10 protein-coding genes are annotated in these 12,892 nt (G+C 48.5%); 8 read left to right on the forward strand and 2 right to left on the reverse strand.

The features are described 5' to 3' along the window. Positions 1 to 25 precede the first annotated feature (25 nt). Positions 26 to 658: a hypothetical protein gene (locus tag O1724_RS09690; RefSeq protein ID WP_044703935.1), complete on the reverse strand. Its 633-nt coding sequence runs from the start codon at positions 656 to 658 to the stop codon at positions 26 to 28. 143 nt (positions 659 to 801) lie between these two features. On the opposite strand from O1724_RS09690, the gene O1724_RS09695 reads away from it, so the two are divergent. The 3 genes from O1724_RS09695 to O1724_RS09705 are packed head-to-tail and all read left to right on the forward strand — an operon-like array spanning position 802 to position 6,957. After that, the gene (locus O1724_RS09695; protein ID WP_414539931.1) at positions 802 to 4,683 is read left to right on the forward strand and encodes a TipJ family phage tail tip protein; all 3,882 of its coding nucleotides are present in this window, start codon (positions 802 to 804) and stop codon (positions 4,681 to 4,683) included. Position 4,684: 1 nt separating this feature from the next. Continuing rightward, positions 4,685 to 5,650 (forward strand): DUF6453 family protein, encoded by a 966-nt coding sequence (locus tag O1724_RS09700; RefSeq protein WP_045895702.1) that lies wholly within the window; start codon positions 4,685 to 4,687, stop codon positions 5,648 to 5,650. Between the two features lie 59 nt (positions 5,651 to 5,709). Then, positions 5,710 to 6,957 (forward strand): phage tail fiber protein, encoded by a 1,248-nt coding sequence (locus O1724_RS09705; protein WP_045895703.1) that lies wholly within the window; start codon positions 5,710 to 5,712, stop codon positions 6,955 to 6,957. Here the strand turns inward: O1724_RS09705 and O1724_RS09710 are convergent. Beyond that, the gene (locus tag O1724_RS09710; RefSeq protein ID WP_234833950.1) at positions 6,923 to 7,843 is read right to left on the reverse strand and encodes a phage tail fiber protein; all 921 of its coding nucleotides are present in this window, start codon (positions 7,841 to 7,843) and stop codon (positions 6,923 to 6,925) included. The two genes, O1724_RS09705 and O1724_RS09710, sit on opposite strands and share 35 nt — an antisense overlap. On the opposite strand from O1724_RS09710, the gene O1724_RS09715 reads away from it, so the two are divergent. From O1724_RS09715 to O1724_RS09735, 5 genes are all read left to right on the forward strand, one after another. Next, entirely contained in the window at positions 7,842 to 8,390 is a 549-nt protein-coding gene (locus tag O1724_RS09715) for a recombinase family protein (RefSeq protein ID WP_126296647.1), read from the forward strand. The genes O1724_RS09710 and O1724_RS09715 overlap by 2 nt on opposite strands. 116 nt (positions 8,391 to 8,506) lie before the next feature. Then, a complete protein-coding gene (locus O1724_RS09720) occupies positions 8,507 to 8,929 on the forward strand; it encodes a hypothetical protein (protein ID WP_126296646.1) in 423 nt (140 codons plus the stop codon). 768 nt (positions 8,930 to 9,697) lie between these two features. After that, the gene (locus tag O1724_RS09725; protein ID WP_126296645.1) at positions 9,698 to 10,828 is read left to right on the forward strand and encodes a FliC/FljB family flagellin; all 1,131 of its coding nucleotides are present in this window, start codon (positions 9,698 to 9,700) and stop codon (positions 10,826 to 10,828) included. Positions 10,829 to 10,973: 145 nt separating this feature from the next. Next, positions 10,974 to 11,891, forward strand: coding sequence for an RNA-guided endonuclease InsQ/TnpB family protein (locus O1724_RS09730; protein ID WP_045895310.1), 918 nt, complete (start codon positions 10,974 to 10,976; stop codon positions 11,889 to 11,891). 443 nt (positions 11,892 to 12,334) lie between these two features. After that, on the forward strand, positions 12,335 to 12,634 hold the full coding sequence (locus O1724_RS09735; RefSeq protein WP_063944817.1) for a hypothetical protein: 300 nt from the start codon (positions 12,335 to 12,337) through the stop codon (positions 12,632 to 12,634). The last annotated feature ends 258 nt before the right edge of the window (positions 12,635 to 12,892 follow it).

Here is a 12,892-nt window from a genome sequence, read left to right on the forward strand (position 1 = left end):
AGATGTTATGGATAAACAGCTATTTTTACAGCGGTACAGCCTGGCCACTGATGATTTCAGAGTTCAGCCGTTTTGTGGTTTTCACGAGACTATCAAACATTGTTTCAAGCGAGAGCCAGGCATCTTGGATGCCATTCCCGTAAGCCTGGAAATAGATACAGAATCTGTGCCCGGTCAACTTGTTCCCGTCGGGGGTGATGTAGTCCGTTATGAGGGGGCTGATGCGGAAGGAGCCTTTTCTAAAATCGGACCTTTCTATCTGAAGGTATATCGATAATTTATCGTAAACCCATATGATTGCTTCTTTGTTTGCATTCATTTCTATCTGTCGAAGGAAAAATTCGAAGCGGCCTGTTATTCCATGTGTACACCTGAATAAGGCTGCTGATGGATCATCCTTAGGTTCTCCAGAGAGCATACAGTCAGTGCTTTCCAGGGCACTTCCTGGACCGTTTATCCATCTAATAAAATCGTAAAAATTTTGTACCGATATTTGGTCTGCGTGCTCTACAAAGTCTTCTAAATGTGTAGTGATGAGTTCGGGGTGCTCTCTAAAATTATAGTATTTCCCCGCTTTATACTGATGTCCTTCGGTTGCACCCCATGGTTGGGAACGTCTTCCGGATTCCGTTATTTCAAAGGATGACACGACAATCATTTCACTTTCCTTAACCTATTTGATCCAGACGAAAGTTTTATTTAGTAACTACAGCAAAGTACCAACATACCCAGGCTGTAAGGAATCAACATCCTGATATTCAAACAGTAGCCACCTTAAGGTGGCTTTTTTATGGGCGAAATATGACAACGACGATCATCAAAGGCCGCGGTAAAGGTGGCAGCAATCAGACCCGAACGCCCGTGGAAGCACCGGACAGCATTCAGTCTATTGCAAGGGCAAAGGTGTTGATTGCTCTTGGAGAGGGTGAGTTCGCTGGCGGGCTTGATGGTAAAAACATTTTTCTTGGTGACTCATCTTCGTACACGCCTCTTCAGAACGCCGACGGGAGTTATAACTTCAATAATGTGAAATATGAGTTCCGTTCCGGTACTCAGGACCAGGACTACATTCAGGGCTTCCCCGGCATTGAAAACGAACTTCAGGTTTCATATGAGCTGAAACAGGCTGTGCCGTACGTGCGCGCGGTATCCAACACGCAGCTCTCTGCGCTGCGAATTCGCCTGGGGTGGCCAACTCTTTTACTCCAGAAAAACAACGGTGATAAAGTCGGCACCCGCGTTGAGTATGCTATCGATCTGTCGGTCGATGGCGGGCCGTATGAAACGGTGGTTAACGGTGCGGTCGATGACAAAACCACGTCGCTTTATGAGCGCAGTCACCGCGTTAACCTTCCAAAAGCCTCGACTGGATGGCAATTACGGGTTCGCAGAATCACGCCGGATTCCACGAGCGTGAATATCGTGGACACCATGCGCGTTGTAGCTGTAACTGAAATTATTGACGCCAAACTTCGCTACGTTAACACCGCGCTGCTGTATGTAGAGTTTGACGCAAAGCAGTTCCCTAATGGCATTCCTCAGGTTGTGTGCAATCCGAAAGGGCGAATCATCCGTGTACCTGATACTTATGATCCCGAAACCCGCACTTATTCTGGTACATGGGAGGGCGTATTTAAATGGGCGTGGACGGATAACCCTGCCTGGATTTATTACGACATCATTCTGAACGAGCGCTTCGGGCTGGGTCAAAGAATCGATGCGACTCAGATAGACAAATGGGAACTTTATCGCATCGCCCAGTATTGCGATCAACTGGTACCAGACGGCAAGGGCGGCAGCGGGACGGAGCCTCGTTTTCGTTGCAACGTTTATATCCAGGACCGTAATGACGCCTGGACCGTACTTCGTGATCTGGCGGGTATATTTCGCGGCATGACGTACTGGGGTGACAATAAGATGTATGTCCTGGCTGATATGCCCCGCGATGTGTGGCATATCTATAACCACGCCAGCGTTGTTGAGGGTAAATTTACCTTTGCGGACCCGAGTGAAACCACCCGAAACACTGCCGCGCTGGTGAACTGGTCTGACCCAGCTAACCACTACAAAGACACGCCTGAGCCTGTTTACGATAACGATCTGGCCATGCGCTTCGATTATCGTCAGCTCGAAATGACTGCGATCGGCTGCACCAGGCAGTCAGAGGCAAACCGGCGGGGGCGCTGGGCGCTGCTTACCAACGGTATCGGCGAGGTGGTGACCTTCAGCACGGGCATGGACGTTCCCCCTGTTGGTGAGGTGATCGGCGTGGCTGCTAACGAGCTGGCCGGAAGAACTATCGGCGGCAGGGTGAGCGCGGTTAACGGCCGCAACATAACCCTCGATCGCGCTGCTGATGTGAAAGCCGGTAACAGGCTGTTTTTGAATCTTCCGTCAGGCACAGCTCAGGCCAGAACCGTCCAGGCCGTTAACGGAAACACAGTCACTGTCACCACACCCTACAGCGAAACGCCGGAGGCTGAATGTAACTGGGGCGTGGACTCTGACGATCTGTTTATAGCGCTTTTCCGTGTTACGGGAACGCGGGACAACAACGACGGAACTTTCGAGGTCACCGGGACGACTTACAACCCTGATATCTATTCCGCTGTTGATACCGGCGCAAGACTGGACGAGCGGCCAGTCAGTGTCATTCCACCGGGGGTTCAGGCTCCCCCAGAAAATATTGTCGTAGACAGTTACTCTACGGTTAACCAGAACATTGCGATTACCACCATGCGCGTTGCCTGGGATTCTGTTCAGGGTGCAGTTGCGTACGAGGCGGAATGGCGGCGTGACAGCGGCAACTGGGTAAGCGTTCCCCGAACGTCTTCTCTCGGCTTTGAAGTACAGGGTATCTACTCGGGTCGCTATCTGGTCCGCGTCAGGGCGGTGAACGCCAGCGACGTTTCATCAGTCTGGGCGACATCATCAAAAGTGAATCTTACGGGTAAAGTGGGCAATCCGCCGAAACCGGTCGGCTTCACCGCTTCTGATAATGTGGTTTTCGGTATCGAGCTGAACTGGGGATTCCCGGCGAACACCGACGACACGCTGAAGACGGAAATTCAGTACAGCCTGACCGGGACGGAAGACGATGCGATGCTGCTGGCAGACGTACCCTATCCGCAGCGCAAGTATCAGCAGATGGGCCTTAAGGCAGGGCAAATTTTCTGGTACCGCGCGCAGCTGGTGGACCGCAGCGGAAACGAATCAGGGTACACAGACTTTGTGCGCGGGCAGGCCAGCATTGATGTATCCGATATCACCGATGCAATCCTGGAGGAGATTAAAGAGACTGATACGTTCAAAGACCTGATCGAGAGCGCGGTGGAGAGCAGTGAAAAGTTCGCAGAACTGGCTGATGCAATCAAAGAGAACGCAGACGGCCTTGCTGCTGCGGTTGGCTCGAACAAGCAGACCGCTGAAGCAATCATCGGGAACGCGCTGGCTATTGCCGATGTTGTCGTGCGCCAGACAGCCCAACAGGGCGCTAACTCTGCGACCTTCGAACAACTCCGGGAGGTGATCGCCACTGAGACGGAGGCTCGCGTCACGGATGTTACTCGTCTTGAGGCAAAAACTGAGCAGAACGAGGCGGGAATTACCGAGGTAAGGCAGGCTCTGTCAGATGAAGCTCAGGCAAGGGCTACTGCTGTTGATCAGCTCACTGCGAGTACTCAGGTCATTTCTGATAAAGCTAATTCGGCTTCGAGTAAAGCTGATGCTGCATCAGGTAAGGCAGATGCAGCTGAACAAGCCAGCTCACAAAACACTGCTGATATCACCACGTTGCGACAGGTTGTCACCGACACGACTTCATCAATGGCATCCCGCCTGGAGGAGCTGGGAGCAAGAACCGATACTGCCAGCGGCGGCATCCAGAATAACGCTATCGCGCTAATAACGAGTACGCTGGCGCAGGTTGATCAGCAGGTGAGACTCAGCGCGCAGTACGGTGACAGCAAGGCCGGCATCGATCGTATTGATAACGTCATGGCAAGCGACAGGGAGGCAACAGCGCGTTCGCTGCTGAGTTTGCAGACTGACGTGAACGGCAACAAGGCAGCAATCAACAGCCTGAACCAGACGTTTTCCAATTATCAGCAGGCCACGGCCACGCAGATAAACGGCATTACGGCGACCATCAACGGGCACACTTCAGCGATCACCACCAACGCGCAGGCCATTGCGAACGTCAACGGCGACCTGAAGGCGATGTACAGCATCAAGGTTGCCGTGGATGGGAACGGAAAACAGTATGCTGCTGGTATGGGGATAGGTGTTGAGAATACTCCATCTGGCATGCAGTCGCAGGTATTATTCCTCGCAAATCGTTTTGCAGTGATGATGCAGGCAGGAGGAACCCCTACCATCGTCTTCACCACGCAAAATGGGCAGTTGATAATCCGTGATGCTGTTATCGGAGAGGGGACGATCGGTAACACCAAAATCGGTAATTACATCCAGTCATCAACCTGGGATGGGACAGGGAATGTCGGATGGCATATCAACAAGTCCGGGTATGCCGTGTTTAACAACGTGACCGTTCGTGGCTCAATTTACGCCACAACGGGTAACTTTGGATTCAGTGGGCCGAACAAGGCGACGGTGATAGACAGTAATGGTGTAACTATCAACCTGACCGGAGGCGGCCGTATCGTACTTGGAGAATGGACATAACATGCCAAGAGGACTACTAATTGATCTGAATGATGGCGGAAAGCGGATGGAGATAACGGCGGGTCTTCGGTGCCCGTCTTTTGGAGCCTACTTTGACAGTGGCTACCAGAAAGCCAAATACGCTGATATTGCCGGTTATGTTTCCGGGGCGCAGGTGCTGTTTATCCCGCACGCGACAGCTTACCTTGATTCAGGGCTGCTTCATAAAATGAACTCGGTCACCATATCCGGTGGCCGTGTGACGCAGAACTCCACGATGAAGGACGTAAGCATCAGTGAGCGTGAGAGTACGTACACGTTCCCCGGAAGCATCTGGCAGATATTTCCTCCTGGCCAGCGTAAAGGAGAAGGCCTGCTTATTGATGACAGTACTGACTTCCTGGCGATTACCAATGCCACGCAGTCAGGGCAGTGTATCTGGAAGGGTACCGTCAATGTTCCCACTGGCGGCTGGGCTGTTCCCATAATAGCGGGATACGACAAGTCCAAATATATCGTCTTTGGTCGCTGTAATAGTGGTAACACCGTCGATTTCGATGGCAACACGGTCAGATTCTTCAGCCCTCCTTCCACGAATGACGATGCTCCGACTACCGGAACGATTGATATCGTCATCTTCGCCAGTGGCTTGGCGCCGCAGCCTGGCACGGGGCTAAACATCTTTAATGCAGCCGGAGTCTGCACGTTTTCAACGACCAAGCGTCCCTTCGTCTACCTCAATCAGCTCTGGCTGCCTTCAAAAAATGCCGCGAGCATCGGCAGCGGCTATGTTCCGCTGGGCAGATTCGGGCTGATGGCTCACGAAGTAAATGGCATGTATGTGTATCGAATGTTCGGAATAAAAATACAGAACGGCAGTGCTTCAGTTCAGGGTGGGAAATATCTGGGGCGCGAGCGGTATGCAATTTTTGGTAATGACACGGTAACGCCGCTGAATCTTCCCGTTCTACCCGATATGTACGTCTGAAAAAACTGTCTTTTTAATCAACCCCGCTCCGGCGGGGTTTTTTATTGCCTGGAGAAAACATGATTTATACCACTGGCACTATCGCCATCAGCGGAAACACCCTTACAGGTACCGGCACAAACTTCACTGCTGCTGGATCTCTTATTCGTAACGGCTGTACCGTTATTGCAATGACCAGCCCTGTGCAGGTATTTCAGATTACCACCATCGGCAGCGCAACAAGCCTCACCGTAACGCCAGCGGCTAACCCAGCGGTTCCCGCCGGAACCCGATTTGCCATTCTTCTGAGTGACAGTCTGAGCGTGGATGGTCTGGCGCAGGATATCGCTGAAACCTTCACGATGTACCAGCGCTACATGAGCGGGTTCGCTGATGTAATGAACGGGACATCTGATGTCACCATAACTATCAATGGCACTGCCGTTACCGTACCGGGTCAAAAATCGCTGGCGAAGAAAGGTGCAAACAAAGACATTACCAGCCTGAGCGGATTAACAACTGCTCTCAGCATCGATCAGGGCGGTACGGGAGCGAAAACAGCTAATGACGCACTAACAGCACTTGGTGCTCTTAGTCTTAGCGGTGGTACGTTAACAAATGCCCTGAATATCGCCGGTATTGCCGGTAACCCTTACGCTTTCACCGTTGAAGGACTTTCAACGGTGGGTAGTGTATGGGCTCATACGGTGATGGTTAACGGTACTCCTCGCTTCAGGGCAGGTGTTGCAGGCATTGGTGGTGCCGTCTCTTACCAAATCGCAGGAAGAAATAATGGCACCGATGCATTCTCAACAATGCTGTCCGTGAAGCCAGGCTCAGTTGTTTACACTTCTGAAAATACCACTAAATCCTCCGATGGCACGCTGAAAGCAGCTTCGCCGGTGGCCAGAATCGTGAAATCTCAGAACGAGAATCAGCGCACCGATATTGATGAAAATGATTTTATCTGGTGCGGCTGCGGTACGGCTAACACAGAGGCAGAGGGCGTATCCATTTCTCGGCTCGACACAGGGGTTTACGAACTCACTGGTTCGGCTGGCCTGGCGTCTGAAGGATGGCAGTTACTACCGCCAATGGACCCAGGTGGCATGGGAGAGCTTGGGATTGTTGAAGCAGAGCAGACAGTAAGCGGTGGGCTGACTATCCGCCTGTTCAAGCGAAAATACATGCTGAGTGATGACGGAGAGATTGTCAAAACGAAAGGGGAACCGATGGACGTGCCGGTGAACAGTTGGATCGATGTACGCCTGGATATGCCCACTGATTCACACTTTAACCGGCGGATGAATCAGGAGCCTCAGGAATAGCGGCACGCTGATTCCAGATGCTGTTCTGCGGCATTTCCACACGGACGGACACAAACTGATCGCCGGGAATGTCGACAGGATCACCATCACTTACGCCGTCTATTTCGTTCCTGGAAAATGCTGGCGCATCAGGGTGTGTGCGGTGATAGGTTTTTACCAGCACCGAGCCATCCGCGTTAACCTCATAATCCAGCCAGATAAGCGGCTGCCTGTTGCGATCGGTTGGGATGTCAAAACCACCATCGATGCCGCCCCATGCTGCGTCTGAGTTCAGCCCCTGGCAACCTTCAACCAGATATTGGCCTGTGGCCAGACGCGTTACAGTGCAGCCCTCAGATTCATCGTTAGTCTGGTATGTTCCATCTGAAAATACTTTGATCACCAGTGATGCAACTTTAAGCGTTCCATCACTGGCTTTCGTGGCGTTCTGCGTCGAATAAAGGGTGTGCGTCGTTGAGAACCCGACGTTAGTATTGCCCTGAATTGTACCGTTGCCCTGACGATACTTCAGTCCTTGAGAGGTTGACGCAAGCTGCCACGACACATAGCCACCACCTGACGGATCATGCCACCCACGTAGCGTTAGCATACCCGTGTATGTATCTACTCCGCTTCCTCCTCCCCACGCATTACCACCGGACTGAATCCCGAAGGTGATGCCGAGAGGATATTGGGCTATAGAGTCATAAGAGGCGAGACTGCGGTAATCCCGATGAACCTGGGTCATGACAGCAGCTCCGTTCAGATACGCGGAACCTGGGGAAAACTGACTTTCAACGTCTCGTGTAGCGCTGTTTCCCAAACCGACGTTATATAGATTGCCCTGCGGCAGCCATGCCGATAAGTTCACCGGATTTTTTTGCAGAAAATATTGGGTGAAAAACATGCAAATTGGCTACGTAAGGGTGTCAACAAATGACCAAAACACAGATCTTCAGCGACAAGCTCTCGAACGCGCAGGATGTGAACAGGTTTTTGAGGAAAAAATGAGCGGGACGGTAGCGAACCGGCCAGCGCTTAAAAAGCTTCTGCGAACGCTGAGTGAGGGCGATACGCTGGTAGTGTGGAAGCTGGATCGCCTCGGGCGAAGCATGCGGAATCTGGTACTGCTGGTGGACGAACTCCGGCAGCGCGGCATCCACTTCAAAAGCCTTACGGATAGCATAGACACTTCCAGCCCAATGGGGCGTTTCATATTCCACATCATGTCAGCCCTGGCCGAGATGGAGAGGGAGTTAATCGTGGAACGTACCCGGGCAGGACTGGCGGCAGCCTGGGAGAAAGGGCGCATAGGAGGCAGACGTCCGAAGTTAACCCCTGAGCAATGGGCGCAGGCTGGCAGGCTGATCGCAAACGGAGTGGACAGAAAGCAGGTGGCGATTATTTACGACGTTGCGGTGTGCTCCTTGTATAAGAAATTTCCGGCGCGGTAGGGGCAGAGGAAAAAAATATTGAAAATTTAATCCAATTTTCGTAATAAAGTATTGAAAGAAAGTAATAAAATTGTTGAAATTTTGGTGAGCGGTTGGGTTGAGCATTGGGGGTATTCATGGCAAAAACAGATTCTATTACACCAGAAGAGTTCAGGGCTATTCACTTTGAATTGTCTAAAATCTCATCAACATGGGCAGACTTATGGTTAACATTGTTTTCTCTCCGTGCCGAAGGCAGCAGGGTGATTAGTATTAGATATTCCGATATCGAAGATGACATGCTGCACTTTGCTGGAACTCCAAAATTTGAGCCACGAACAATTAGATTAAATTTATTGCTTTCTAAGTTAATTGCGTACAGAAAGGATTGCAATCCTTCTGATATTTATGTTTTTCAGAGTAGATCAAATCGAGTTAAAGGGTTAGCTAGGCCTGTGACTGTAATAGCAATGAATAATGCCTTAAAACAAGCATCCAAATATGTAACAAGGAAAAACATCACCATGAAAAGTGCTTTAAGGGTAATCGGAAGGAACTAGTTGGACGGGGTTTATACACTACATATCCACCTGTTTATGGAAGGTTAGGGCGATGGTCTATGATCACGTCCTTTATCAAGTCATTATTCTCCCTGATGATTTTCGATTTACTACTCGATTGGATGTATGATATTTACTTGCATGAATCTTCGGAGGGATTTCAAGTAAGTAAGATGAGATCCTGATCAGAATAAATCAAACCTGGCATTGAGTAGAGTAAATAATAAAGCAGCACATGCAAGATTTAATAGTATAACAAAACGGGCGGAAACATTCACTGAACAAATCTACTGATCATGTATTAGACAGAGGATGACTGTAATGTAAAACCATCTTACACACACCTACTAAAAAAGATAGATAAACCAAGGTGGCGTCCGATGAGATAGCTAAGCATTTTTGCCTTGGATAGGTCTTATCATCGGAGCATGGGGTTATGTTGGCTTGTTGAGTGCTGAGAAATGAAGAGATTAGAGGTTTAGAAGAGGGAGCCGGCTTGTCAAACGAGATAGTTTACTTACGACGCTCAACCTATTGAATTATGTGGCTTTATAGTGGTGGGTTGAGGGGGGGTAAAACGAACTTATCACAATGCATCACAAGCATACAGTCCTCTTTCGCTTGGTGTCTGAAAGCAGATGGGGACAGTTTTTCACTTTTTCTTCTAAAGGTCCAGAGTACTTTGCCGATAGTGAACATAGCGGCGCAGGAGCCTAATGGTGGAAGCCGTATACTTAAATTAAGTTCAGTCAAATAGGAATTACTATCATGGCACAAGTCATCAATACCAACAGTCTCTCGCTGATCACTCAGAACAACATCAACAAGAACCAGTCTGCACTGTCTTCTTCTATCGAGCGACTGTCTTCTGGTCTGCGTATCAACAGTGCGAAGGATGATGCTGCGGGTCAGGCGATTTCTAACCGTTTCACTTCAAACATCAAAGGCCTGACTCAGGCTGCACGTAACGCTAACGACGGTATCTCTCTGGCACAGACCACTGAAGGTGCGCTGTCTGAAATCAACAACAACTTGCAGCGTGTTCGTGAACTGACCGTTCAGGCTTCGACTGGGACTAACTCTGAATCGGACCTCTCTTCAATTCAGGACGAAATTAAATCCCGTCTGGAAGAGATCGATCGTGTTTCTAAACAGACTCAGTTCAATGGCGTCAATGTGCTGTCTAAAACTGGCAAAATGGAAATTCAGGTAGGCGCTAACGATGGTCAGACTATCTCAATTAATTTAAGTGAAATAAATTCAAAAACACTGAAGCTGAATGACTTCAATGTAACAAGTGGCTTTACTGCAGTTGGTTCAAATTTAACAGGCAAAGATGGTGCAACTGACGTAACCGTTACTAGCGCAGACGCCAAGGATACTAGTGGCAATGCGGTAGACCTGTATACGTATAAAGATAAAAAAGGAGCTACTCAGTACGCTACTAAAGATGCCGACGGTAACTACACCAAAGCGACAGTTGCATTTACCGCAGCGAAGGACGCTGTTGAGGAAGTTGAAGATGATGAGGGTAATGTTACTACCCCAGCACAGGAAGCTCAGGCAGCCAAAGCCGTTGTGACAACTAGTACAGATGCAGTAGATGATAATTCTGTCAAAACGTCAAGCCCACTGGCCGCGCTTGACTCAGCTATCGCGTCAGTAGACGAACTCCGTTCTTCTCTGGGTGCGGTACAGAACCGTCTGAGCTCTGCCGTTACCAATTTGAACAACACCACCACTAACCTGTCTGAAGCGCAGTCCCGTATTCAGGACGCCGACTATGCGACCGAAGTGTCCAACATGTCCAAAGCGCAGATCATCCAGCAGGCTGGTAACTCCGTACTGTCCAAAGCTAACCAGGTTCCTCAGCAGGTTCTGTCTCTGCTGCAAGGCTAATTTTATATTAAGTGTTAAAGCCCCATATATGTGGGGCTTTTTATTGGCTGAATAAAGGTGTTAAAAGTAGTTAAACCCATCAATCAAAGCTCTTACAATAATTTAGTATTTGAGTAGTTCTGTTCCGTTTTATTAGGTCCTATTTGTGATTAAAAAACAGGCGTTCAAATTTTTGCTCGAACCTAATAAGAGCCAGTCATCTGACTTTTTGGCCTTTGCTGGTTCCTGTCGTTTTGTTTACAATAAAGGCCTTGCTCTTCTTAACGAGAATTACCGTTCTGGTAAAAAATTCATAGGCTACAATCAGCTGGCTTCTGAATTGGTTGAATGGAAGAATGAAGAGAGCCTTTCCTGGTTGAAAGAGGCTCCGTCTCAGTGTTTGCAGCAATCGTTAAGAGATTTAGACAAGGCATTCAGAAATTTTTTCACAGGGAAAGCACAATATCCAAATTTTAAAAAGAAAGGTCGGCATGATTCTTTCCGCATTCCGTGTCAAAGGGTTAGAGTTGATCAAGAAAAGAAACTAGTATCTCTCCCTAAAGTCGGCTGGGTAAAGTACCGCAAGAGCCGTGAAATCATTGGTGATTTAAAAAACGTAACCATCTCCATGAAGCACGGGAAGTGGTATATCAGTTTTAATACAGAGCATACTGTCCCTGATCCAATACACCCCTCTGATATCAAAACTACAATTGTACTTAATAATGAGAATAGTGTTCATCTGTCGACTAGGGTTGGCGGGGCTAATACTTACCAAGCGGAAGAAAAGAAAAAGTTAGTTCGTCTTAATAAGATACTGGCCAGAAGAAAAAAACACAGCAATAATTGGCTAAAAACCAAAGGTAAAATTGACAGTGTAATATCAAAGTCAGCAAGGATAAGACTCGATAACATCCACAAAGCCACCACGGCAATTTGTAAAAATCACGCAGTTGTTGAGGTTGTGAACTTGATGGATTCCGTATCGGATAAGAACGATAACACTCTGAGTATGAGATACGAATTTATCAGGCAGTTGATATACAAACAAGAGTGGCTGGGTGGTGAAATTATTCGCCGGTAGAGTCAACTTTTGTAACGGTTTTTTTTGTGATGATGTTGTACTTTGTGATGAGTTTTAAGCGGCAGGGCATGTCGTTTGTGCTTGTGGAGGAAGGTTAATTCAACTTCCGTTGAAGCAAGAATCTCTTGATTGTGAATGAGAATGTCAACGTCTGGTCCAATGCTTTACAAGCAGAAGTATCTTAGCATACTGAAATGAGTTTGAGGGTTTTCAGTTGTGGAAGTCAAAAACTAACCCAAAAAAGTTATCGCTACATGAAAACAGCTGGCTTCATCCGGAAGCTGCGAGGCATTAACTGGCAATTTACTAGTGCTCGATGCAAATTCATGAATAGAGCGCGACCAGCTAGGTTTCGCTGACAAGACGACAGACAGTAGCGACAATCGTTACTGGATCTTACGCAACATGGGGAGGGTTCACTGGTAGGCTTTCCTTCACCAACTATGGGTTACGTCGAACGCCGACTTTCTCCATCCGTTCTGTGCAACATAGGGGCCGAAAGCAGGGTGCTTGAAACAGATGTTGGCTTTGCAGTCATTGAGCCAGCCACGAAAAAAAGGCCGGGAGATGTATTGTTAATTCTTTGCAACGGTCACACTCAGTTTGCAAAACTGATGGGTAAGTCACTTATCACGGATGATGGCGAGGCAATAGAGGGAACCGCTCTGGAAGAGGTAGAAGTTTTGGGCAGAGTGACGTTTTTCATCAACCGAGCATTAGATGATGATTGCCCTGCAATATAGGTAGAGTTTCACCCTACGTCATTGAAGGCAAAAAACCAGCCATAAGCGGCTGGTTTTTTATGTTGTTTTGGTGGGCCCGATAGGATTTTACATCCATCGCATGATGACCATCCTAAAGCTCAAAGGAAGTTGTGCATAATCACTTCTTCAAAATCCCATTCCCCAAAATAAAAGCTAAGCGAATGAAAAATATAGTGAAAATGAAGGGTGAAAATGCAATAAAATCAGCCAGAAAAACATAGTTAACTGGCTGATTAA

Source organism: Enterobacter cloacae complex sp. HYC074_NIDB, from assembly GCF_056673345.1.